Genomic DNA, 23,353 nt, shown 5'->3' with positions numbered 1-23,353 from the left:
CTTACTCACCTCAAGGAGCCGCTCGGAACGCCGATGCGCCAAATCTGGAAACCTTTTCGAGCGCTTTATTTCGCCTCGCTGATGATGTTGATCGGCTCGGGCCTCTTGAGTACTTACCTGGCCTTGCGCCTGGCCGCCGACCATGTGGACAGCCTCTGGGTCGGTGCGCTGATGGCCGCCAACTATTTCGGCCTGGTGCTGGGCGGCAAGATCGGTCACCGGCTGATCGCCCGCGTCGGACACATCCGCGCCTACTCGGCCTGTGCCGGGATCGTCGGGGCGGCGGTGCTGGGCCATGGCCTGGTGAACTGGCTGCCGGCCTGGATCGTGCTGCGGATGATCGTTGGCCTCGGCATGATGTGCCAGTACATGGTCATCGAGAGCTGGCTCAACGAACAGGCCGACGCCAAGCAGCGCGGGGTGGTGTTCAGCGGCTACATGATCGCCTCGTACCTGGGGTTGGTGCTGGGGCAGTTGATCCTGGTCATGCACCCGGCCCTGGGCCTGGAACTGCTGATGCTGGTGGCGTTGTGTTTCGCCCTGTGCCTGGTGCCGGTGGCGCTGACCCGGCGGATTCACCCGGCACCGCTGCATCCGGCACCGATGGAGCCGCGTTTCTTTATAAAACGCGTGCCACAGTCTTTGACCACGGTGTTGGGCTCGGGGCTGATCGTCGGTTCCTTCTACGGCCTGGCGCCGCTCTACGCCTCCCAGCAGGGCCTGAGCACCGAACAGGTCGGCCTGTTCATGGGTAGCTGCATCTTTGCCGGCCTGTTGGTGCAGTGGCCGCTGGGCTGGCTATCGGATCGTTATGACCGGGCACTGTTGATCCGCTGCTTCGCTCTGGCCCTGGCGGTGTGTGCATTGCCGCTGGCCATCTTGTCGAAGGTGCCGCTGGAAATATTGTTCGTCGCGGGGTTCTGCTGTTCGTTGGTGCAGTTTTGCCTGTACCCGCTGGCGGTGGCGTTTTCCAACGACCACGTCGAGGGCGATCGCCGGGTGTCGCTCACGGCGATGCTGTTAGTGACCTACGGCGTGGGCGCCAGTATCGGCCCATTGGTGGCCGGCGTGCTGATGAAGCTGTACGGCAGCCAGATGCTGTATGGCTTCTTCGCTTTGTTTGCGTTGGTGCTCGTGTGGCGGATTCGGCCGAAAGCGGTCACCAATCTGCATCAGGTCGATGATGCGCCGCTGCACCATGTGGCCATGCCGGACAACATGACCAGCTCGCCCTTGGTGGCGTGCCTTGATCCACGGGTCGACGAGCAGGTCGTTCAGGAGCAGATGCAGACATCGCCCAATCCGGACGGGGAGCCTGAGCCAGCCGCCGAGACGGCGGACAAGGCTGAGGCTGAGGATCCTGAAGCTCCCAGCTTTACCCAGGCCAGGCCTTGAACTTGAACGCTGGAGAGCCAGTGTGGGAGCCGAGCTTGCTCGCGATGAGGTGAGCCCAAACACAACAACACTTGGATCGAACTGAAACCGTCCAGGGCAGGCATAAAAAAACGGGCAGTCACCGCAAGGGACTGCCCGTTTTTTATGCCTTGAGGATCAGAGGTCGTCTTTGTCGAAGCGGCGGGCTTCGCGCTGGAGCTGGTAGACGAACCGCTCGACTTGCCGTTGCACCAGGCCGCTGATGTTGTGGAAGCGTACGCCGGCGAAGGTGGTGTTGAATCGTTCTTCGAAGTGCAGGTAGCGCAGCTCCACGGGGGCGGTCATGTTGCCAAACGGCAGGGCTGCGACGAAGCGCTCGTACACTTGGCCCAATTGCAGTCGCTCGGTGATATCGCCGTCGAAACGCAACTTGCAACCGGTGGCGGAAATGTCCAGCAGCTTGCCTTCTACGGGGGACTTCATCTTGTCGCCGCCCAGTTCGACGCTCACCAGTTGCGCCAGTTTCAGGGCGGCGCGGAAGGCGTTGCGACGTTGGTGGTAGACCACCTCGTCGGGCAGGGCGCCGCGGTAGCAGCGACCGTCGCTGGATTCATCAATGGTCAGCGGGCCCTTGCCATCCCACGCGATGCGCACGCCGTCATGGAAGCCCTCGACGCGAAACGGCTCGCCGGCCAGGAGGAAACGCTCGCCGTCCCGGGGAATCATTTCATCCAGGGCGATGGAGTTGGTCTCGCGATCGACGTCGACCAGATAACTCTGAAAGCGCTGGGTACGTTCATGGAACGTAATGATCAGCGGGTCGTGGCTATCTTGCAGCATCCGCAGGTTGCCGGAGATTTCCAGGGGCGTGGTAAGGACCTTGGGTGGCTGCGGAGCATCATCCGCGTTTGAGGCATTGAACACGGTGGGTCAATCTCCAGGCAAAATACGACTACGAATGGCTAGCATTTTGCCAGCATGTTTCGCGCGTTGATAGAGCGAAGGCATAGTTCGTTTCATGCCTGGCTGAGCGGACGGTGCTTGACCATTCTGGCCGTCGAACCGCTGGCGTCATACAGTGTCGGGATCTCGCCGCCGTTGAGAATGCGCAATTGGTTGGCGGTGGCGGCCTGCTGCATCTGGATCGATTGGCCGTTGCGGGCGTTGGTCGCCTGGCATTGGGCGAGCAGTTCGTTGAGTACCTTGCTCTGGGCCAGCAACTGATCGCCGACGGACGACTGACCGGCCAATTGCTCGAGGCCGTCATGATTGGCGGGCAGGTTGAGGCTGGCGAGGATCTCGCTGCGCTTGCGGCCATGCTGGTCGAGCAAGATGATCAGTGCCTGTTTCTGCGCCAGGATGTTTTCCAGCAAAGGCATGTCACGACCGTGCAGGGCCACGGATTCGGCCTGCAATAACTCCAGCAATTGTTGCGCTGGTACGAAGTCGTCGATGATCAGTTGCAATAATTGAGTGTCGTGCATGGCTGGCCTTGGGTCTTAGCGTCCAAAAGCCTGGCGCAGGCGGCGGCCTAGCGCTGGGCTTCGAAGTTGAGCAGTTTGCTGGCTACGCGGTTGCTGTCGACTTTGTAGCTGCCATCGGCGATGGCTGCTTTCAACTCGGCCACGCGGGCGTTGTTGACGACAGGTTGATCGCGCAGCTTGTCAGTGAGCTTCTGCAACTGCTGAGCCTCATTGCTGAGGTGTACCGACTCCCCGTTGCTGACTTCGGCTGGCGTGGACAGCGGCGCGGATTTGTCGGTTTCGACGGTTTCCTTGGTGGCGCTGGTACGCGTAGTGCCTGTCAGCGGTGAAGAGCTGTTTAAACGATTGAAATCGATGACCATGGTAAAAAACCTCTGGGTATTTGGACGCTTGCCATGTTTTCGGCCATTCCCAAAAAAACTTTAGGCTCATTTATTCAATGAACGTGCGCACGTCTGCGCTTGCCTTTGCATAAGGCACAGTCTAGGGAACACCGGGATCAAGCGCCAGCTTTCTACCTCCTTTACCAGGTCATTACATCGCCACTTCCACTTGGCCTGGGGCCATCACCTGCGCCTTGATGACGCGCTGGGAGTTAAGGTTTTTTACCCGTATCTGTTCACGCATGCCGCCGTTGGACAGGGCCTCGCCGGGCATCCGCACCGCCAGGGAACCGCTGCGGGCGGTGATGACCACCTGATCGCCCTTGCGGACCACCTCGGCCTGTTCCAGGTGCACCAGGGTTACGACCTGGTCGGCGACCATTGGTCGGACAAGTTTCTGCCCGATGGCCTGATCGACCGAGGTCAGGAAACCCTGGGTGATCTGGCTGATGTCGCGCTCGCGCAACATGACGTCCTCTGGCTCGACGATCCCGGCCCGCTTGAGCGGACGGGTGGTGGTGACAATCTCCCGGAACAGGCGCACTTGAGCGGGCACGAACACCGTCCAGGGCGCGGCGCTGTCGCAACGGACCTTCACCGTGACGCGCCCCAGGGGCCGGGCCGGGCTCTCCAGGGAAGCAGTCAATTCCTTGTCACACATCGGCATGCGCAGGCGCGGGTCGAGCTGGTTGACTTCGATTTCGTAACGACCTTCGGTTTGACTGGTTGCCAGATAGTCTTCTACGGTGAATTCAAGAAAGCCCTGAGTGACGCCGATAAGGAGATCAGGCAAGGTAACCGGAACCGCCCCAAGGGCAGGACCGCCCGAGGTGAACAGGCAGGCAGCCAACAGTGCACCGAGCCAGTGGCGGCAGTGAGTGGTCAGGCGTCGAGAAAATGTCGTTTGTGCGTTCATGCCGGTTCAATAGCAAGCCCCGTGCCGTTTAGTGATGAATGCGCGTCGGACACATTAGCGTTAGGTAGGAGTCAGGGCATGGCGGGAGTAATGGATTCGGTAAACCAGCGCACTCAGCTGGTCGGTCAGAATCGCCTGGAGCTGTTGTTGTTCCGTCTCGACGGCCAACAAATGTATGGGATCAACGTATTCAAGGTCCGCGAGGTGCTGCAATGCCCCAAGCTGACCCTGATGCCCAAGTCCAGCCCCGTCGTGTGCGGTGTGGCCAATATCCGGGGTGCGACCATCCCGATTCTCGACCTGGCGATGGCGACCGGTTCCGGTCGGCTGCTGGACCAGAGCAATCCGTTTGTGATCATCACCGAGTACAACACCAAGACCCAGGGTTTCCTGGTGCGCTCGGTGGAGCGCATCGTCAACATGAACTGGGAAGAGATCCATCCGCCGCCCAAGGGCACCGGTCGCGATCACTACCTGACGGCGGTGACGCGGGTCGATAACCAGTTGGTGGAAATCATCGACGTGGAGAAAATCCTCGCCGAAGTGGCACCCACGCCGGAAGCGATCTCCGCGGGCGTGGTGGACGCCGAGACCCAGCACAAGGCGATTTCGCTGCGGGTGCTGACCGTGGACGATTCTTCGGTGGCACGCAAGCAGGTCACTCGTTGCCTGCAAACGGTCGGCGTCGATGTGGTGGCGTTGAACGACGGGCGACAGGCGCTGGATTACCTGCGCAAGCTGGTCGACGAGGGCAAGAAGCCCGAGGAAGAATTCCTGATGATGATCTCCGATATCGAGATGCCGGAGATGGACGGGTACACCCTGACCTCGGAAATCCGCAGCGACCCGCGTATGCAAAAGCTGCACATCATCTTGCATACTTCGTTGTCCGGTGTTTTCAACCAGGCGATGGTCAAGAAGGTCGGTGCCGACGATTTCCTGGCGAAATTCCGCCCCGATGACCTGGCTTCCCGGGTCGTCGATCGGATCAAGGCAGCAGAATAAAGTAGAGGTCGGGCGCGTTGTGCGTCCGGCAAGTCAACACGAATGAAAGAGGCGGTATCTTGTCTACGGGTAATTTGGATTTCGAACAGTTCCGGGTCTTCCTGGAAAAAGCCTGTGGCATCCTGCTTGGTGAAAACAAGCAGTACCTGGTGTCGAGCCGTCTCAATAAATTGATGGAGCAACAGGGCCTCAAGTCATTGGGCGAGCTGGTGCAGCGTATCCAGACCCAACCGCGCAGCGGCTTGCGCGAGATGGTGGTGGACGCGATGACCACCAACGAAACCCTGTGGTTTCGTGACACCTATCCATTCGAGGTGCTGAAGAACAAAGTGCTGCCGGCGGCCATCAAGGCCAGCCCGGGCCAGCGCCTGCGGATCTGGTCGGCGGCCTGTTCGTCGGGGCAGGAACCCTATTCGTTGTCGATGTCCATCGATGAGTTCGAGCGGACCAACCTGGGCCAGTTGAAAGGTGGCGTGCAGATCGTTGCCACCGACCTGTCCGGCACCATGCTCAATAACTGCAAGACCGGCGAGTACGACAGCCTGGCCATCGGCCGTGGCCTGTCGCCGGACCGCCTGCAACGCTACTTCGACCCGAAAGGGCCGGGCAAGTGGGGGGTCAAGGCGCCGATCAAGAGCCGGGTGGAGTTCCGTTCGTTCAACCTGCTGGACAGCTACGCCAGCCTGGGCAAGTTCGACATCGTGTTCTGCCGCAACGTGTTGATCTACTTCTCCGCCGAAGTGAAGAAAGACATCCTGCTGCGTATCCATGGCACGCTCAAGCCGGGTGGCTACCTGTTCCTTGGCGCCTCCGAGGCGTTGAACGGTTTGCCGGATCATTACCAGATGGTCCAGTGCAGCCCGGGGATCATCTACCAGGCGAAGTGATTGGCTTGGTTTCAGAAAAAACGGGAGTCCCATGGGGCTCCCTTTTTTTTGCCCCTGTTTTTCATTCACCCCCGTCCCCTGTGGGAGCGAGCTTGCTCGCGATAGCGGCATTGCAGACGACATCAATCTTGACTGACACACCGCCATCGCGAGCAAGCTCGCTCCCACATTTGATCCCCATTGTCTGGGCGAAAGCGGCAGAAAAGCGGCAGCCAGCGGAAGCCGATTGCCGCTTTTCTGGCATTGCCGCTTTGCCGATCCCCGCAAAGCCCCGGTTTACGGGGCTTCTGAAAGTGGCACGACGCTTGCTAAAGCCATCGTACGTACATTCTGGTCACCCAAAGGTTTCCGACATGAGCATCAGCTTCGATAAAGCGCTCGGTATCCACGAACAGGCCCTGAGCTTCCGCGCCCAGCGTGCCGAAGTCCTGGCCAACAACATCGCCAACGCCGACACCCCGAACTACAAGGCGCGTGACCTGGACTTCTCCAAGGTGCTCGCCGAGCAGAACGAGAAGACCAAGAACGGCCACTTCGCCTTGAACATGACCAACAATCGTCATATCGAAGCCGAAGGCGTGGGCAGCGGCGACGAATCGCTGATGTATCGCACGCCGATGCAGCCGTCGATCGACCAGAACACCGTGGACGCTCAACTGGAACAGTCCAACTACGCGGAAAACTCCGTGAACTTCCAGGCCAGCTTCACCCTGCTCAACAGCAAGTTCAAAGGGCTGGTATCGGCCCTGCGCGGAGAATAAGCCATGTCGATCGCCAGCGTATTCAACATTGCCGGCAGTGCCATGAGTGCCCAGACCACTCGCCTGAACACCGTCGCCAGTAACATCGCCAACGCCGAGACCGTTTCGTCGAGCATCGACCAGACCTACCGCGCCCGCCACCCGGTATTCGCCACCATGTTCCAGGGCGGCCAGTCCGGCGGCAGCGACTCGCTGTTCCAGGACCAGGACGCGGCGGGGCAGGGCGTGCAAGTGCTTGGCGTGGTCGAAGACCAGAGCAACCTCGAAGCACGTTATGAGCCAAACCATCCGGCCGCGGACGCCAAGGGTTACGTCTACTACCCGAACGTCAACGTCGTCGAAGAAATGGCCGACATGATTTCCGCCAGTCGTTCGTTCCAGACCAACGTCGAAATGATGAACACCGCCAAAACCATGATGCAGAAGGTCCTGACCCTCGGTCAGTGATAAGGGGCGATTCATATGAGCGTCACTAACACAACCAGCGGTTTGAGCCTTAACGAGATTCTGGCCAACTCCTCGGTCAAGACCAACACCACGACCGATGGCCTGGGCGCGGCGACGGGTGCGGCGACCGGCAACAAGGAGCTGGGCAAGGATGCGTTCCTGCAACTGCTCGTGACCCAATTGAAAAACCAGAACCCGCTGGAGCCACAGGACAACGGTGAATTCGTTGCCCAGTTGGCGCAATTCAGCAGCCTGGAAGGCATCACCACGCTCAACGACACCGTCAGCGGCATCGCTGGCAATTACAACTCGTCCCAGGCGTTGCAGGCTTCGTCCCTGGTCGGTCGGTCGGTGATCGCGCCCGGTGACAAGGCTGTGGTCGACACCTCCAAGAGCCTCAACGGCACGGTGGTGGTACCAGCATCGGTGTCCTCCGTCGCCGTCAAGATCGTGGACAAGGACGGCAAGACCGTTCGCACCATCGACCTGGGCAGTCAGAACGCCGGCAACTCCGCCTTCATCTGGGATGGCAAGAACGACGCGGGCACGGTCGTTGAATCGGGCACTTACACCTTCGCGGCCTCGACCACCATCGATGGCAAGGCCACGTCGCTGATCACCAACCTGCCGGCCACGGTCAGCAGCGTGACGATCAGCCAGACGGGCGGTGAGCTGATGCTCAACCTGGCCGGGCTGGGCAGCATTGCCCTGTCCAAAGTACAAACTATTGGTATGTAGAGCCGACTAACCGGCAAAAGGAGTCAACATGTCTTTCAACATCGGCCTTAGCGGTCTCTATGCAGCCAACAAGCAGCTGGACGTGACCGGCAACAACATCGCCAACGTGGCGACCACCGGTTTCAAATCGTCCCGCGCGGAATTCGAAGACGTCTACTCGGCCACCAAGCTGGGTTCGGGCAGCAAGACCGTCGGCAACGGCGTGCGCCTGGCCAACGTTTCCCAGCAGTTCGGCCAGGGTGACGTGAACAACACCGGCAACGTGCTGGACATGGGCATCCAGGGCCAAGGCTTCTTTGTCCTGAGCAACGACGGCTCCCTGAGCTACACCCGTGCCGGTACCTTCAAGACCGACAAGGAAGGCTTCATCACCAACAGCGATGGCACGTCGCGCCTGCAGGGCTATGGCGTGGATGCCAACGGCAAGATCCAGAACGGTATCCTGACCGACCTGCGCATCGACACCTCGAACCTGCCGCCGACCGCCACCAGCCTGGTATCGTCGACCATCAACCTGAACTCGACAGCGACGCCGATCACTGCCGCGTTCAATCCGGCCGACACCGCTACCTTCACCAAGCAGTTTACTACCCCGGTCTATGACACCCAGGGCAACCAGCACTCGATGGACCAGTACATGGTCAAGACGGGCTCCAACACTTGGAACGTCTATACCTTGATCGACGGTCGTAACCTCAACGGCACTGCGCCAACCACGACCGGTGCGACCGCCCCCATTCCATCGACCATGAGCTTTGATTCGAGCGGCAGGCTGACCCAGGTGAGCACTCCGCCAGTGCCGCCTGCCACCGCGCCGACCATCAATAGCAATCTGGTATTGACTGGCTGGGTTCCCGGTACCGTGACCAATGGCGTATGGTCCGCCAACGGCGCCGCGAGTGCGCCGACCATCACGATTTCCATGGGCAACACGACCCAACACAACGCGGATACCGCGCGCTCGATTCCGACCCAGAACGGCTACGCCACCGGCCAGATCACCAACCTGACCATCGACGGCAGCGGTGTATTGCTGGCTAACTTCAGCAACAATCAGACCAAGCCGATCGGCCAGCTCGCCCTCGCCAGTTTCACCAACGAGCAAGGTTTGCAACCGGTAGGCGGCACCAGCTGGAAAGAAACCTTCTCCTCGGGTATCCCAGGCTACGATGCCCCGGAAACCGGCACCTTGGGTTCGATCGTCTCCAACTCCCTGGAAGAGTCCAACGTCAACCTGACCAACGAACTGGTCGAGCTGATCAAGGCGCAAAGCAATTACCAGGCGAACGCCAAGACCATCTCCACCCAGAGCACCATCATGCAGACCATCATTCAGATGGCTTGATGTCGATGGCTGTTTGAAAGCTGCACAAGGAGCCCCTCGCAAGAGGGGCTTTTTCATGGGCTTCAGTTTTGTATTGCTTAGGCTGGCCTCATCGTCGGATCGCCGCCCGGAGCAAGCTCGCTCCCACAGGGTTATGTGTACGCAGACCAAAATGTGGGAGCGAGCTTGCTCGCGATGGGGCCGAGACAGGCGCCGAATTTTCTCCAGGCAAAAGAAAACCCCCGATAAACCAGCGGTCTATCGAGGGTTTCTTTCAGCAGGCGCTTTTACACGCCCACCCGCTCAGCTTATTGGCAAGCTTCGCAATCCGGCTCGTCGATCGCGCAGGCCTTCGGCACTGGCGCAGGTCCGGCTGGAGCAGCCAGGACCGAATCGTCACCGTGGTTGCCGCCGCTGGAAACCGCGTTCAGCTTACCGGTGTTGATGGTCGACTTCTCGGTGCTGGTGGCGGCCAGGGCACGGAGGTAGTAGGTGGTTTTCAGGCCACGGTACCAGGCCATGCGGTAGGTCACGTCCAGCTTCTTGCCCGAGGCGCCGGCGATGTACAGGTTCAGCGACTGAGCCTGGTCGATCCACTTCTGGCGACGGCTGGCGGCGTCGACGATCCACTTGGTGTCCACTTCGAACGCGGTGGCGTAGAGCGCTTTGAGCTCTTGCGGGATGCGCTCGATCTGCTGCACCGAACCGTCGTAGTACTTCAGGTCGTTGATCATGACCGAGTCCCACAGGCCGCGAGCCTTGAGGTCGCGAACCAGGTACGGGTTGATCACGGTGAATTCGCCCGACAGGTTCGATTTCACATACAGGTTCTGGTAGGTCGGTTCGATCGACTGCGACACGCCGGTGATGTTGGCGATGGTGGCGGTCGGTGCGATGGCCATGATGTTGGAGTTACGGATGCCTTTCTGCACACGGGCGCGAACCGGTGCCCAGTCCAGGGATTCGTTCAGGTCGACGTCGATGTACTTCTGGCCGCGCTGGGCGATCAGGATCTGTTGCGAGTCCAGCGGCAGGATGCCCTGGGACCACAGCGAACCCTGGAACGTCTCGTAGGCGCCGCGCTCGTCGGCCAGGTCGCAGGAAGCCTGGATCGCGTAGTAGCTGACCGCTTCCATGGACTTGTCGGCGAACTCGACCGCAGCGTCCGAACCATACGGAATGTGCTGCAGGTACAGCGCGTCCTGGAAGCCCATGATGCCCAGGCCCACCGGACGGTGCTTGAAGTTGGAGTTCTTCGCTTGCGGCACCGAGTAGTAGTTGATGTCGATCACGTTGTCGAGCATGCGCACGGCAGTGTTCACGGTGCGTTGCAGCTTGGCGGTGTCCAGCTTGCCGTCGACGATGTGGTTCGGCAGGTTGATCGAGCCCAGGTTGCAGACCGCGATCTCGTCCTTGTTAGTGTTCAGGGTGATCTCGGTGCACAGGTTCGAGCTGTGGACCACGCCCACGTGCTGCTGCGGGCTGCGCAGGTTGCACGGGTCCTTGAAGGTCAGCCATGGGTGGCCGGTCTCGAACAGCATCGACAGCATCTTGCGCCACAGGTCTTTGGCCTGGACGACTTTGAACAGCTTGATCTTGTTGTACTCGGTCAGGGCTTCGTAGTACTCGTAGCGCTCTTCGAAAGCCTTGCCGGTCAGGTCGTGCAGGTCCGGCACTTCGGATGGCGAGAACAGGGTCCACTTGCCGTCATCGAAGACGCGCTTCATGAACAGGTCGGGGATCCAGTTGGCGGTGTTCATGTCGTGGGTACGACGACGGTCATCACCGGTGTTCTTGCGCAGCTCGATGAACTCTTCGATGTCCATGTGCCAGGTTTCCAGGTAGGCACAGACCGCGCCCTTGCGCTTGCCGCCCTGGTTGACCGCAACGGCGGTGTCGTTGACCACTTTGAGGAACGGCACGACGCCCTGGGATTTGCCGTTGGTGCCCTTGATGTACGAGCCCAATGCGCGAACCGGGGTCCAGTCGTTGCCCAGGCCACCGGCGAATTTCGACAGCATGGCGTTGTCGTGGATCGCGCCGTAGATGCCCGACAGGTCATCCGGAACGGTGGTCAGGTAGCAGCTCGACAGCTGCGGACGCAGGGTGCCGGCGTTGAACAGGGTCGGGGTCGAGGCCATGTAGTCGAAGGACGACAACAGGTTGTAGAACTCGATCGCACGGTCTTCACGCTGCTTCTCTTCGATGGCCAGGCCCATGGCCACGCGCATGAAGAAGATCTGCGGCAGTTCGAAACGCACGCCATCCTTGTGGATGAAGTAACGGTCGTACAGGGTTTGCAGGCCCAGGTAGGTGAACTGCTGGTCGCGCTCGTGGTTGATCGCCTTGCCGAGTTTTTCCAGGTCGAATTCGGCCAGGACCGGGTTCAGCAATTCGAATTCGATACCCTTGGCGACGTAGGCTGGCAGGGCCTTGGCATACAGGTCGACCATTTCGTGGTGGGTCGCGCTCTCGGCGACTTCCAGGAAGCTCAGGCCTTCGGCACGCAGGGTGTCCATCAGCAGGCGGGCGGTCACGAAGGAGTAGTTCGGCTCGCGTTCCACCAGGGTCCGCGCGGTCATCACCAACGCGGTGTTGACGTCCTTGAGGGCGACGCCGTCATAGAGGTTCTTCAGGGTTTCGCGCTGGATCAGGTCGCCATCGACTTCTTCCAGGCCTTCGCAGGCCTCGGTGACGATGGTGTTCAGGCGGCCCATGTCCAGCGGCGCCAGGCTGCCGTCGGCGCGTGCGATGCGGATCGAAGGGTGGGCCTGGACCGGGGCGTCGGCAGGGGAGCGGGTAGCACGCTCCTTGGCGCGGGAGTCACGGTAGATCACGTAGTCGCGGGCCACTTTCTGCTCGCCGGCACGCATCAGGGCCAGTTCGACCTGGTCCTGGATTTCTTCGATGTGGATGGTGCCGCCCGACGGCATGCGACGCTTGAAGGTCGCGGTGACCTGTTCGGTCAGGCGGGCCACGGTGTCGTGGATTCGCGACGAAGCGGCAGCGGTGCCGCCCTCAACTGCGAGGAACGCTTTGGTGATGGCGACGGTAATCTTGTCATCGGTGTAAGGAACGACAGTGCCGTTACGCTTGATCACACGCAGTTGGCCCGGCGCGGTGGCGGACAGATCCGGGCTCGAATCGGCGGCCAGCGGCGCGGTGCCCTGCGGGTTCTCGCGAGTTGTGTCGGTGTGCATGGGTGTCTCCACGTTCTCTATGTTTGTTTGGGCACCATCACGGTGCCCACCGTTCCGTCCTGAAGCACTACAACCGACTGGCGCCGGGCATAACAACTTCGGGACAGTAGGAAGCAGGCGTTTAATGCCGCTTCCATCCGAAGTTCTCAGGTTGCGAGCGGGGCTCGAAACCGGGTTGTCGGGGTGGCAGCAATTGACTGCAACACCCGTACCGTTTCGGTCGTTTCGGACCTTGAAACAGTTGCCATCCGCAGGGGCGGTCTGGGCTTGGGGAAATGCGATGTTTCAGTTGGACAGAAGCAAGAAAAGCGCTTGAATTCTCTGCCCGACTTGTGTTTGGTTTTTGGCCTGAAACCCTACATGTAGGGTTTTTTACGCGGCGGGCTACAAGATAATGCGTTTTGGGGGGGTATGCAACGTACTACCTGTGGATAAGCCTGTGCGTAATTTGTGTGCGAAACGTGGAACTGCTCTGTAGGCCGCGACCTAGCTGGAGTGGACCTTTTTTCATTGGTTTTTGACGATTCGAAAACAGCTTGAAGGTTTTTGCGGGCGCGGACGTTACCACAGAAAACCCACCCGATCGAAACGCATTTGCCTGCTTGTTTTCTGCGCAGGCGACGTTTATACAATCGGCCCATGCATGGGTGTGTTTATCCTCCTTTAACATGACAAAAAGATGGGTGGGACGCACAGGACCCAACCTGTGGGAGCGAGCTTGCTCGCGATAGCGGCCGACCAGTTGCATGGCGGCTGGCAGACACACCGCCATCGCGAGCAAGCTCGCTCCCACAGGGTTCGTGCCTTGTCGGTGATATTGGCAACACGCCTCTCTTTATTAGCTAAATCAGCCAAAAGGTCCCCCAGTGGAACAAGAAGCCTGGCAGGTATTGATCGTCGAGGATGACCAGCGTCTGGCCGAGCTGACCCGGGAATACCTCGAAAGCAACGGGTTGCGTGTCGCCATCGAAGGCGACGGCGCGGTGGCGGCGGCGCGGATCATTGCCGAGCAGCCGGACCTGGTGGTCCTCGACCTGATGCTGCCCGGCGAAGACGGCCTGAGCATTTGCCGTAAAGTGCGCCAGCAGTATGACGGGCCGATCCTGATGCTCACCGCTCGCACCGACGACACCGATCAGATCCAGGGCCTGGACCTGGGCGCCGATGACTACGTCTGCAAGCCGGTTCGCCCGCGTCTGCTCTTGGCGCGCATCCAGGCCCTGCTGCGGCGCAGCGAGCCGGAGCCGAGTACGGCGCAGAAGCCGCGGCGCCTGCAATTCGGCCCGCTGGTGGTCGACGACGCCCTGCGCGAAGCCTGGTTGCAGGGCAACGGTATCGAGCTGACCAGCGCCGAATTCGACCTGCTGTGGCTGCTGGTGTCCAATGCCGGGCGCATCCTGTCCCGGGAAGAAATCTTCACCGCCCTGCGCGGCATTGGTTATGACGGCCAGGACCGTTCCATCGACGTGCGCATTTCGCGCATCCGCCCCAAGATCGGCGACGACCCGGACCATCCACGGTTGATCAAGACCATCCGCAGCAAAGGCTACCTGTTCGTTCCTGAAGCTTGCGTAGACCTGGCGCCGTGAATTCGATCTTCCTGCGTATTTACGGCGGCATGTGCGCGGCGCTGGTGTTGGTGGCGATCCTCGGTGTGCTGGCCCTGCACCTGCTCAACCAGACCCGCGGCGAGCAATACCGCGAGCGCCTGGCCCACGGCACGTTTTCGTTGATGGCCGACAACCTGCGGCCGATGAACGACACCGAGCGCCGCCGGGCGCTGGCAGTGTGGGAGCGCCTGCTGGGCATTCCCCTGGCGTTGCAGACCTTCACCCAGACCGACCTCGACCTCGGCCAGCGCACCCGCGTACTGCGCGGCCAGGCGCTGGTCGAGCAGACCGGGCCGCACGCCGCAAAGGTCTATCGGTTGGTCAATGATGCCGAGCAACTGATGTTGGTGGGGGAAGTCCAGCAGATCAGCGAGCAACTGGCCCGCGCGACCATTTACCTGTTGGCCGACGAACTGGTGCGTTACCCGGTGGCCGAGCAACCCAAGCGGTTGGCGCAACTGGAGCAGGAAAAAGGCTTTGGTTTCGACCTGCGACTCATGACCGCCGAGCAGGCTGACATGGACGAAGACCAGCGCCGTCGCGTGTCCGAGGGCGACACGGTGATGGCCCTGGGCAAGGGCGGCGACTCCATCCGGGTCTTCGCTGGCATGGTCGGTACGCCGTGGGTACTGGAGATCGGCCCGCTGTACCAGATGAACCCTTATCCGCCGCAATGGCTGGTGTTGATCGCGGCGCTGGGCTTGAGTCTGATCGGCTTGATCGTCTATCTGTTGGTGCGTCAACTGGAGCGACGGTTGCGTGGCCTGGAGTCGGCCGCCACCCAGATCGCCCAGGGCAGCCTGGAAACCCGGGTGCCGGCCCGAGGCGCCGACTCGGTTGGGCGACTGGCTGCGGCGTTCAACGGCATGGCCGAACACCTGCAGCAACTGTTGGCGATCCAGCGCGAGCTGGTGCGGGCGGTGTCCCACGAATTGCGCACCCCGGTGGCGCGCCTGCGCTTCGGCCTGGAAATGCTCGGCAGCGCCACCACGCCCCAGGCCCGGGACAAATACCTGGCGGGCATGGACCACGACATTGAAGACCTGGACCGGCTGGTGGACGAAATGCTCACCTACGCGCGGCTGGAACAAGGCTCACCGGCCTTGAATTTCCAGCGGGTGGATCTGGATGCGCTGGTTAATCAGGTGATCGATGAACTGGGACCGTTGCGGGCCGGAGTCATCGTCGAGCGCGGCCTCTGCCTGTCGGCCGCTGATTGCGACGGCGCCTGGGTCGAGGCCGAGCCACGCTTCTTGCATCGCGCTTTGCAGAATCTGGTGGGCAATGCCATGCGCCACGCCCATTCCAAGGTCACGGTCAGTTACCAGGTGGGCCAGTTGCGCTGCCGGGTGGATGTGGAAGACGACGGGCCCGGCGTACCGGAAGCGGCATGGGAGCGGATTTTCAAGCCGTTCCTGCGCCTGGACGACAGCCGCGCCCGTGCGTCGGGCGGCCATGGGCTGGGGTTGTCGATCGTGCGGCGGATCATCCACTGGCACGATGGCCGGGCATTGATCGGCAAGAGCAAGAGCCTGGGTGGGGCGTGCTTCAGCTTGAGTTGGCCGAGGCATCAGGACAGGTCTTGATATATGCGGCGCCTGTGCTGGCCTCATCGCGAGCAAGCTCGCTCCCACAGTGGATTTATGTTGTGGCCAAAACTTGAGGCCATCCCAAATAATCCTGTGGGAGCGAGCTTGCTCGCGATGAGGCCCTCCCAGACACCAAAAAATCTCAGGCCCTGATCCCCACCAGGCTCAACAACTGCCCATCCTTAACCCCAAACTGCGCCTGCAACTCACTGCCATGGCGCCACTCGGCCGACAGGTCCGTCAGCAGACGCAATCGCACCTGTCCATCGAGGCTCCAATCCAAAACCTCGGCATGCTCGAAATAAAAACGCTGCCTGACGATGGGGTACAGCGCCTTGAACAGGCTTTCCTTCACTGAAAAGGTCAGGGTCACCAACAAGGCCTGGTCATCACGGGCGAGCCGGGTCATGCGTTGCAGCTCTGGCGAGGTCAGGATTTCACCGGCCAGGCGTTCGGCGCGTTCGGGGTCGAGCAGGTTCTCCACGTCCATGCCCAAGCCTTGCCAGTGTTCTTTTTTCGCGACGATGGCCGCTGCCCGGCCCGTGCTGTGGGTGATCGAGCCGCTGATATGCGCCGGCCACACCGGGGCGCGGTCTTCGCCAATGGCCGGTACGCAAATCTGGCCGTCGAGTCGCTGCAACGCCGCCCGAGCGCAGATCCGCCCGGCCAGGAACTCTGCCTGACGCTTGGCCACCGAACGCTGGATGCTCGCCGGTGGCTCGATGATGCTGTTGGTGAAGTCGGCGCCCACCAGCAACAACGGGTCGAAGCGGGTGCTCAGCAGCACCGTATCGGGCAGGGCGTCGGGCAATAGCCAGTGCTCATCCAGGGGCGAGCAACAGGCGGGGAGGGTGGGGAGTGTCTTCATGCCGGGCATTTTGCCGGGTTGGTGGGAGGCTGGGTAGTGGCGTGGCGTTTATGTGAGGCATGGCTGGCTTTTGTGGCGAGGGAGCTTGCTGTGGGAGCAAGGCTTGCCCGCGATGGAGGCGATGTGGTCCTTCAGAAATCGAGTCGCCTGGGTCGCGAGCAAGCTTTGCTCCCAAAATTCCCTCGCCACAAGGGGGATTTATCAGAAGATTTTCTTGAAGAACTTCTGCATATCCGCCCACGACTTCTCATCGGCTTCCTTGTTGTAGGCGATGTCCGGTCCGCCATGGTCGCCGTGGCTCAAACGGTCGGCGTCGGGGTTGCTGAAACCGTGCTTGGCGCCTTCGAGGTTGACGAATTTGTAGTCGGCACCGGCCTTGTCCATCTCACTCTTGAACGCGGTCACGTTGTCCTGGGTAACCATGCTGTCCAGGGCACCATGCTCCACCAGCACCTTGGCCTTGACGCTGCCTGGCGTGGCCGGGGTATTGGTCACCAGCGCACCGTGGAAGCTCACCACGCCGGCCAGCGGCACACCCTGGCGCGCCGCGTCGAGCACGACTTTGCCGCCGAAGCAGTAGCCAATGGCAGCGAGTTTGTCCGGATCGGTCTGGGGCTGTTTCTTCAGCAGGTCGAGACCGGCCTGGAAGCGGGCGCTGGCCGCCTTGCCGTCCTTGAGCGCCGCCTGCATGAACGCCATGGCGTCCTTGGGGTGCTCGGTGTTCTTGCCGTCGCCGTACATGTCGATGGCCAGGGCGCTGTAGCCCAGGCCCGCGAGATCACGGGCGCGGCGCTTGGCGTAATCGTTCAGCCCCCACCATTCATGCACCACCACCACGCCTGGGCGCGGGCCTTTGACGGCGTCGTCATAAGCGTAATAACCGATCAGCTGGGTGCCGTCGGCACTGGTGTAGGGGATCTCCTGGGTCTGGATGGCGGCGTGGCTCACACCGCTCATGGCCAGAAGTACAACAGCTAGCAGCCTGCGCATGACGGATCTCCTTATAAAAAGTGGTCCGCACAGATTAGCCGATTCATTCAGCGCCGGTTCAGAGAACGTTCAACGGGTGTTCAGGGACCGCTGGTTAAGGTGACGGCGACTCCACAACACATCCACGCTGCAAAGGAACTTGATCATGACTGCTATGAAAAAACTGCTGCTGGCGTTCACCGTGCTGGGCGCCAGCGCCATGGCCCACGCCGATGACAATTTCGCCAGCCTGACCCTGGGCCAGACCAGCGACAAGGTGAAGAAGTCCGACGCGTTGAACAGCGCCCTGAACAACCCGAACGCCGACGGCATCATCGGCAAGGACACCACTTATGGCCTGCGCCTGGGCAAGCAGAACGACCAGGGCCGCTACTACGCCACCTACGACAACGTCTCGGGCACCCACAACGGCATCAAGTTGCGCCAGGAAAACCTGTTGGGCAGCTACGATGTGTTCTATCCGGTCACCGGCAGCACCAAACTGTTCGGTGGCGGCACGGCGGGCCTGACCAAGCTGACCCAGGATTCGCCTGGCTTCAGTCGCGACAGTGACATCGGCTACGCGGTGGGCTTGCAGGGCGGCGTGCTGCAACAAATTTCGCAAAACACCTCGATTGAACTGGGTTACCGTTACCTGCGCAGCAACGCCAGCACCGAGATGAGCCCGCACGGTGGCGCCAAGGTTGGCTCGCTGGACCTGACCAGCAGCGCCCAGACCTACCTGTCCGCCAACTACACGTTCTAAGCAGGCGAGGGCACGGTGAGGAGATCCAGCCGGATCGGTCGAAGACGATCCGGCACCTTTCGTTGAGGTGCGCCGCGCCGGATTGTTTGATTTGCCTGGGGAGAGGCTCCATGAAATTACTGGTCGTCGAAGACGAAGCGCTGTTGCGTCATCACCTGCAAACCCGGCTCACCGACAGCGGCCATGTGGTGCAGGCCGTGGCTAATGCCGAAGAGGCCTTGTACCAGGCCCGGGAGTTCAACCATGACCTGGCGGTGATCGACCTGGGCCTGCCCGGCATCAGCGGGCTGGAGCTGATCCGCCGGCTGCGCGCCCAGGACAAGACGTTTCCGATCCTGATCCTGACCGCCCGCGGCAACTGGCAGGACAAGGTCGAAGGCCTGGCCGCCGGTGCCGACGACTACGTGGTCAAGCCGTTCCAGTTCGAAGAGCTGGAGGCTCGGTTGAATGCCCTGTTGCGCCGCTCCAGCGGCTTCACCCAGTCGACTATCGTCGCCGGGCCGTTGCTGCTGGACCTCAACCGCAAGCAGGCGTCCCTCGACGAGGAGCCGCTGGCGTTGACCGCCTACGAATACCGCATCCTCGAATACCTGATGCGTCATCACCAGCAGGTAGTGGCCAAGGATCGCTTGATGGAGCAGCTTTACCCCGATGATGGCGAGCGCGATCCCAATGTCATCGAAGTGCTGGTAGGACGCCTTCGTCGTAAGCTGGAGGCCCCGGCCGGCTTCAAGCCAATCGACACCGTGCGGGGCCTGGGTTATCTGTTCAACGAGCGCTGCCAGTGATTCGTTCGCTTCGGCTGCGGCTGATGCTGGCCGCCATGACCTTGGCGGTGTTGTTCATGCTGGCCTTGTTGCCGGCCATGCAAGGCGCGTTCAGCCTGGCCTTGCAGGAATCCATCGAGCAGCGCCTGGCCTCGGACGTGACCACGCTGATTTCCGCCGCCCGGGTGGAAAACAACCGCTTGAAGATGCCGGCGCAGTTGCCCGATGAACGCTTCAACCTCGCCGACGCCCGCCTGCTGGGCTACATCTATGATCGCGAGGGGCGGTTGGTCTGGCGGTCGAAGGCGACCCAGGAAGAAAACATCAACTACACGCCGCGTTATGACGGCCAGGGCAACCAGTTCGCCCGCATTCGCGAGAGCAATGGCCAGGAGTTTTTTGTCTACGACGTCGAGATCAAGCTGCTCGGCGGCCAGAGTGCGGCGTTCAGCATCGTCACCCTGCAACCGGTGCGCGACTACGAGGTGACCTTGCAGGGACTGCGGGACAATCTCTACCTGGGCTTTGGCGCGGCCCTGGCGGTGTTGCTGGCGCTGTTGTGGATCGGCCTGACCTGGGGCCTGCGGGCGTTGCGGCGCCTGAGCCAGGAGCTGGACGAAATCGAAAGCGGGGCCCGGGAAAGCCTCAGCACCGAGCACCCCCGGGAACTGTTGCGGCTGACCGGCTCCCTCAACCGCTTGCTTTATAGCGAGCGGGAACAGCGCAGCCGTTATCGCGACTCCCTCGATGACCTGGCCCACAGCCTGAAAACCCCGCTGGCGGTGTTGCAGGGCGTCAGCGAAGACATGGCCCGGCGCCCCGAGGACCGTGGCCAGGCCTGGGTGCTGCAAACCCAGATCGAGCGCATGAGCCAGCAGATTGGCTACCAATTGCAGCGCGCCAGCCTGCGCAAAAGTGGGCTGGTGCGCCATCAGGTGCGCTTGCGCCCGGTGCTGCAAAGCCTGTGCGACACCTTGGACAAGGTCTATCGCGACAAGCGGGTCACCGTCAGTTTCGATTTGCCGGAGCACTGCCAGGTGCCGATCGAACAGGGCGCCTTGCTGGAAATGCTCGGCAACCTGCTGGAGAACGCCTATCGGCTGTGCCTGGGCGAGGTGCGCGTGAGCACGCACCAGACCCTCGGCGGCACGGAGTTGAGTGTCGAGGACGATGGGCCGGGCGTGCCGCCGGATCAACGGGCGCGGATTCTCCAGCGTGGCGAGCGGCTGGATCGCCAGCATCCGGGGCAAGGCATTGGCCTGGCGGTGGTCAAGGACATCATCGACAGCTACGGCGCCCGCCTGACCCTGGGGGATTCAGAGCTGGGCGGGGCGGCGTTCCGGATTCACTTTCCGGTGGTTTGACTGAAGTATTTTCGGTGTGTTTGCCAGCCTCATCGCGAGCAAGCTCGCTCCCACACTGGATTTTCGGCGCACACAAATCCCCTGTGGGAGCGAGCTTGCTCGCGATGAGGCCAGCCAGCACGCCACAAAAAACCAATCCAGAAAATCAGCTCTCCAACTCCCGATAAGCCCCCGGCGTCACCCCCGTCCACTTCTTGAACGCCCGGTGAAACGCCGAAGGTTCGGAGAAACCCAACTGCTCGGCAATCTGCTGCAACGACAGCTCGGCACGCCCCAGATGGTAGATGGCGATATCCCGCCGCAGTTGATCCTTGAGTTCCTGGAAGCTGGTGCCTTCCTCCCGCAGATGCCGGCGCAAGGTCTGCGGACTGATGTGCAAACGGGCGGCGACGGTGTCCAGGTCGGGCCAGCGCGCCGTGTCGCGGCTGAGCAGGCGGCGCAGCTGGCTGCTGAGGCTGTGGCCATCGTCCGGGCGCGACAGCAGGTCGGCGGGGGAGTGTTCCAGGAAATGCTTGAGGGTGCGTTCATCCTGCAACAGCGGCATGTCCAAGTAGCGGCTGTGGAACAACAGGCTGCTGCCGGGTGCGTCGAACGCCAACGGGTAGGGGAACAACAAGTCGTACTCAGCCGCGTGGGCGGGCTTGGTGTAGCCGAACGTCACCTGCTCCAGGCCGATCCGCTGGCCGATCAGCCAACTGGCGAGGCGATGCCAGACCACCAGCAGGCTTTCAGTCAGGAAGTGATCCGGGTCCCACAGCGTCGAATCGTCCAGCACCAGCCGCACGCGTTCGCCTTCGGTTTCCAGCGTCAGGCGCGGGGCGTCGGGGAATAAACCGTAGAACAACAAACCGCGGTGAAGGGCCTTGCCCAGGGTCCGACAGTGGATCAACGCGTGACACATCATCGCAAACGTCCCGGGTTTACTCGGTGCCCGGCCGAACCCCAAATATTCGTCCTCCATTGCCAGCCACAGGGCCTGCAGCAGGCGGGCGAACTGCTCCGGCGCAATCCGCGCGCGCGGCTCATCCAAGAGTTCGGGGCTGATGCCCAGCTGTTGCAGCAAAGGCAAATAGTCGAAGCCTTGCCGCCGCGCACCGCCCAAGGCGGCGCGGGCGAAGTGGCTGGCGATCGTGCGTTGGCGCATGGCAGAAATCCGTCCGTTAAGCGGGCGATGGTAGCAGGGGGCCGAGGTTGGACAAGGCGGATATCCGCCAAATCCTGGAGTGATAAACACCCCATTGGCGGAAATCCGCCATCTTTCGCCGCCGTGTTTAACCGTTGAGGAATCCCCAACGCCTTCTGTAATAACGGTTGTAGGGCTTTTCCAAAAAATGGCACGGGCTTTGCGATAGAGCTTGCAGGTCTGCCGCGTGCAGCCGAACAAAACAAATCCCTCCAGTGCAGGAGGGTTCGCAATTGAGGTGCCGTGGACGACAGGTGGAAGTCGTCATGCGGGACTCTTGAGGAAGGTTTGCCATGACGACTCGTCAGCCACTGTACAAATCCCTGTATTTCCAGGTGATCGTAGCCATTGCCATCGGCATTTTGCTCGGCCACTTCTACCCGCAGACCGGTGTTGCCCTCAAGCCATTCGGCGACGGGTTCATCAAACTGATTAAAATGGTCATTGCTCCCATCATCTTCTGTACCGTCGTCAGTGGTATCGGCGGCATGCAGAACATGAAATCGGTGGGCAAGACCGGCGGCTATGCGCTGCTCTACTTCGAGATCGTTTCCACCCTGGCCCTGCTGATCGGCCTGGTCGTGGTCAACGTCGTGCAACCGGGCGCCGGCATGCACATCGACGTGTCGACCCTGGACACCAGCAAGATCGCTGGTTTCATCAATGCCAGTAAAGACCAGAGCATCATCGCCTTCATCCTCAACGTGATCCCGAACACCATCGTGGGCGCGTTCGCCAACGGCGACATCCTGCAAGTGCTGATGTTCTCGGTGCTCTTCGGTTTTGCCCTGCATCGCCTGGGTGCCTACGGCAAGCCGGTCCTGGACTTCATCGATCGCTTCGCCCACGTCATGTTCATCATCATCAACATGATCATGAAGCTGGCGCCTATCGGTGCGTTCGGTGCCATGGCCTTCACCATCGGCGCCTACGGTGTCGGTTCGCTGGTGCAACTGGGCCAGCTGATGATCTGCTTCTACATCACCTGCGTGGTGTTCGTGCTGGTAGTACTGGGCGCCATCTGCCGCGCCCACGGCTTCAGCGTCGTCAAGCTGATCCGCTACATCCGTGAAGAACTGCTGATCGTGCTGGGTACTTCCTCCTCGGAATCGGCCCTGCCGCGCATGCTGATCAAGATGGAGCGCCTGGGTGCCAAGAAGTCGGTCGTAGGCCTGGTCATCCCGACGGGCTACTCGTTCAACCTCGACGGTACGTCGATCTACCTGACCATGGCTGCGGTGTTCATCGCCCAGGCCACCGACACCCCGATGGACCTGACTCACCAGATCACCCTGCTGCTGGTGCTGTTGCTGTCGTCCAAAGGTGCGGCTGGCGTGACCGGTAGCGGCTTCATCGTACTGGCGGCGACCCTGTCGGCCGTAGGCACCTTGCCGGTGGCTGGCCTGGCACTGATCCTGGGTATCGACCGCTTCATGTCCGAAGCCCGCGCCCTGACCAACCTGGTGGGCAACGCCGTTGCCACGATCGTGGTTGCCAAGTGGGTCAAGGAGCTGGACGAAGACCAGTTGCAGACCGAGCTGGCTTCCGGTGGTCGTGGTATCTCCGACGTCCGTGAAGATGACGAGCAGATCGCGGCGGCGCAGATTGCAGCGGCTGAAACCTCTGCTCCAGGCGCTATGAAGTAATCTTCAGGCTGCAATGAAAAACCCGCTTCGGCGGGTTTTTTATTGGTTCTCGATTTTGAAGCTGGCGCGCTT

At 61.2% G+C, this 23,353-nt stretch carries 21 protein-coding genes; 13 read left to right on the top strand and 8 right to left on the bottom strand.

The window, feature by feature from the left end:
- Window positions 1–33 precede the first annotated feature (33 nt).
- Window positions 34–1,395: an MFS transporter gene (locus J3P85_RS22320; protein ID WP_434703541.1), complete on the top strand. Its 1,362-nt coding sequence runs from the start codon at window positions 34–36 to the stop codon at window positions 1,393–1,395.
- Window positions 1,396–1,551: 156 nt separating this feature from the next.
- Here J3P85_RS22320 and J3P85_RS22315 read toward each other — a convergent pair whose 3' ends face one another.
- From J3P85_RS22315 to flgA, 4 genes are all read right to left on the bottom strand, one after another.
- Complete coding sequence (locus tag J3P85_RS22315) at window positions 1,552–2,298, bottom strand: flagellar brake protein (protein WP_434703540.1); 747 nt, start codon at window positions 2,296–2,298, stop codon at window positions 1,552–1,554.
- 92 nt (window positions 2,299–2,390) lie between these two features.
- Window positions 2,391–2,858, bottom strand: coding sequence for a flagella synthesis protein FlgN (locus tag J3P85_RS22310; RefSeq protein ID WP_434703539.1), 468 nt, complete (start codon window positions 2,856–2,858; stop codon window positions 2,391–2,393).
- Window positions 2,859–2,905: 47 nt separating this feature from the next.
- Window positions 2,906–3,220: a flagellar biosynthesis anti-sigma factor FlgM gene (gene flgM / locus J3P85_RS22305; protein ID WP_186707049.1), complete on the bottom strand. Its 315-nt coding sequence runs from the start codon at window positions 3,218–3,220 to the stop codon at window positions 2,906–2,908.
- 172 nt (window positions 3,221–3,392) lie between these two features.
- A complete protein-coding gene (flgA, locus tag J3P85_RS22300) occupies window positions 3,393–4,157 on the bottom strand; it encodes a flagellar basal body P-ring formation chaperone FlgA (protein ID WP_434703538.1) in 765 nt (254 codons plus the stop codon).
- 78 nt (window positions 4,158–4,235) lie between these two features.
- Here flgA and J3P85_RS22295 point away from each other — a divergent pair, with 78 nt between their 5' ends.
- The 6 genes from J3P85_RS22295 to flgE all read left to right on the top strand — a co-directional run bounded on the left by J3P85_RS22295 (window position 4,236) and on the right by flgE (window position 9,340).
- Entirely contained in the window at window positions 4,236–5,162 is a 927-nt protein-coding gene (locus J3P85_RS22295) for a chemotaxis protein CheV (RefSeq protein WP_186707047.1), read from the top strand.
- 59 nt (window positions 5,163–5,221) lie between these two features.
- Entirely contained in the window at window positions 5,222–6,049 is an 828-nt protein-coding gene (gene cheR / locus J3P85_RS22290; protein WP_434703536.1) for a protein-glutamate O-methyltransferase CheR, read from the top strand.
- Window positions 6,050–6,402: 353 nt separating this feature from the next.
- Entirely contained in the window at window positions 6,403–6,810 is a 408-nt protein-coding gene (flgB, locus tag J3P85_RS22285; protein ID WP_186707045.1) for a flagellar basal body rod protein FlgB, read from the top strand.
- A gap of 3 nt (window positions 6,811–6,813) precedes the next feature.
- Window positions 6,814–7,257 (top strand): flagellar basal body rod protein FlgC, encoded by a 444-nt coding sequence (gene flgC / locus J3P85_RS22280; protein WP_039591882.1) that lies wholly within the window; start codon window positions 6,814–6,816, stop codon window positions 7,255–7,257.
- A 15-nt stretch (window positions 7,258–7,272) separates the two neighbouring features.
- Complete coding sequence (gene flgD / locus J3P85_RS22275; protein WP_434703535.1) at window positions 7,273–7,995, top strand: flagellar hook assembly protein FlgD; 723 nt, start codon at window positions 7,273–7,275, stop codon at window positions 7,993–7,995.
- A gap of 28 nt (window positions 7,996–8,023) precedes the next feature.
- Window positions 8,024–9,340, top strand: coding sequence for a flagellar hook protein FlgE (flgE, locus tag J3P85_RS22270; RefSeq protein ID WP_434703534.1), 1,317 nt, complete (start codon window positions 8,024–8,026; stop codon window positions 9,338–9,340).
- Window positions 9,341–9,627: 287 nt separating this feature from the next.
- On the opposite strand, the gene J3P85_RS22265 is transcribed toward flgE, so the two are convergent.
- Window positions 9,628–12,519: a ribonucleoside-diphosphate reductase subunit alpha gene (locus J3P85_RS22265; protein WP_053124363.1), complete on the bottom strand. Its 2,892-nt coding sequence runs from the start codon at window positions 12,517–12,519 to the stop codon at window positions 9,628–9,630.
- Between the two features lie 866 nt (window positions 12,520–13,385).
- Between J3P85_RS22265 and J3P85_RS22260 the strand changes: the two genes are divergently transcribed.
- On the top strand, window positions 13,386–14,108 hold the full coding sequence (locus tag J3P85_RS22260; RefSeq protein WP_186707042.1) for a response regulator: 723 nt from the start codon (window positions 13,386–13,388) through the stop codon (window positions 14,106–14,108).
- Window positions 14,105–15,715: an ATP-binding protein gene (locus tag J3P85_RS22255; protein ID WP_186707041.1), complete on the top strand. Its 1,611-nt coding sequence runs from the start codon at window positions 14,105–14,107 to the stop codon at window positions 15,713–15,715. Before J3P85_RS22260 ends, J3P85_RS22255 begins: the two co-directional genes overlap by 4 nt.
- A 145-nt stretch (window positions 15,716–15,860) precedes the next feature.
- Here the strand turns inward: J3P85_RS22255 and J3P85_RS22250 are convergent, their stop codons facing one another.
- Window positions 15,861–16,586: a 4'-phosphopantetheinyl transferase family protein gene (locus tag J3P85_RS22250; protein ID WP_434703533.1), complete on the bottom strand. Its 726-nt coding sequence runs from the start codon at window positions 16,584–16,586 to the stop codon at window positions 15,861–15,863.
- A 201-nt stretch (window positions 16,587–16,787) separates the two neighbouring features.
- Window positions 16,788–17,576 (bottom strand): dienelactone hydrolase family protein, encoded by a 789-nt coding sequence (locus J3P85_RS22245; RefSeq protein WP_434703532.1) that lies wholly within the window; start codon window positions 17,574–17,576, stop codon window positions 16,788–16,790.
- A gap of 145 nt (window positions 17,577–17,721) precedes the next feature.
- On the opposite strand from J3P85_RS22245, the gene J3P85_RS22240 reads away from it, so the two are divergent.
- The 3 genes from J3P85_RS22240 (at window position 17,722) to J3P85_RS22230 (ending at window position 20,452) form a co-directional block, all read left to right on the top strand.
- The gene (locus tag J3P85_RS22240; RefSeq protein ID WP_186707038.1) at window positions 17,722–18,321 is read left to right on the top strand and encodes a hypothetical protein; all 600 of its coding nucleotides are present in this window, start codon (window positions 17,722–17,724) and stop codon (window positions 18,319–18,321) included.
- 110 nt (window positions 18,322–18,431) lie between these two features.
- On the top strand, window positions 18,432–19,109 hold the full coding sequence (locus J3P85_RS22235) for a response regulator (RefSeq protein ID WP_053124352.1): 678 nt from the start codon (window positions 18,432–18,434) through the stop codon (window positions 19,107–19,109).
- A complete protein-coding gene (locus J3P85_RS22230; RefSeq protein ID WP_434703531.1) occupies window positions 19,106–20,452 on the top strand; it encodes an ATP-binding protein in 1,347 nt (448 codons plus the stop codon). The genes J3P85_RS22235 and J3P85_RS22230 overlap by 4 nt, the downstream gene beginning before the upstream one ends.
- Before the next feature lie 145 nt (window positions 20,453–20,597).
- Here the strand turns inward: J3P85_RS22230 and J3P85_RS22225 are convergent, their stop codons facing one another.
- A complete protein-coding gene (locus J3P85_RS22225) occupies window positions 20,598–21,596 on the bottom strand; it encodes an AraC family transcriptional regulator (RefSeq protein WP_434703530.1) in 999 nt (332 codons plus the stop codon).
- A 332-nt stretch (window positions 21,597–21,928) separates the two neighbouring features.
- Between J3P85_RS22225 and J3P85_RS22220 the strand changes: the two genes are divergently transcribed.
- The gene (locus J3P85_RS22220; protein WP_434703529.1) at window positions 21,929–23,281 is read left to right on the top strand and encodes a dicarboxylate/amino acid:cation symporter; all 1,353 of its coding nucleotides are present in this window, start codon (window positions 21,929–21,931) and stop codon (window positions 23,279–23,281) included.
- The last annotated feature ends 72 nt before the right edge of the window (window positions 23,282–23,353 follow it).

Source organism: Pseudomonas sp. Z1-12 (genome assembly GCF_051132015.1).
GTDB classification, from domain to species: domain Bacteria; phylum Pseudomonadota; class Gammaproteobacteria; order Pseudomonadales; family Pseudomonadaceae; genus Aquipseudomonas; species Aquipseudomonas zanjanensis.
Note: the sequence above shows the minus strand (reverse complement) of the source record. Positions and strands in the feature narration are given on the sequence as shown.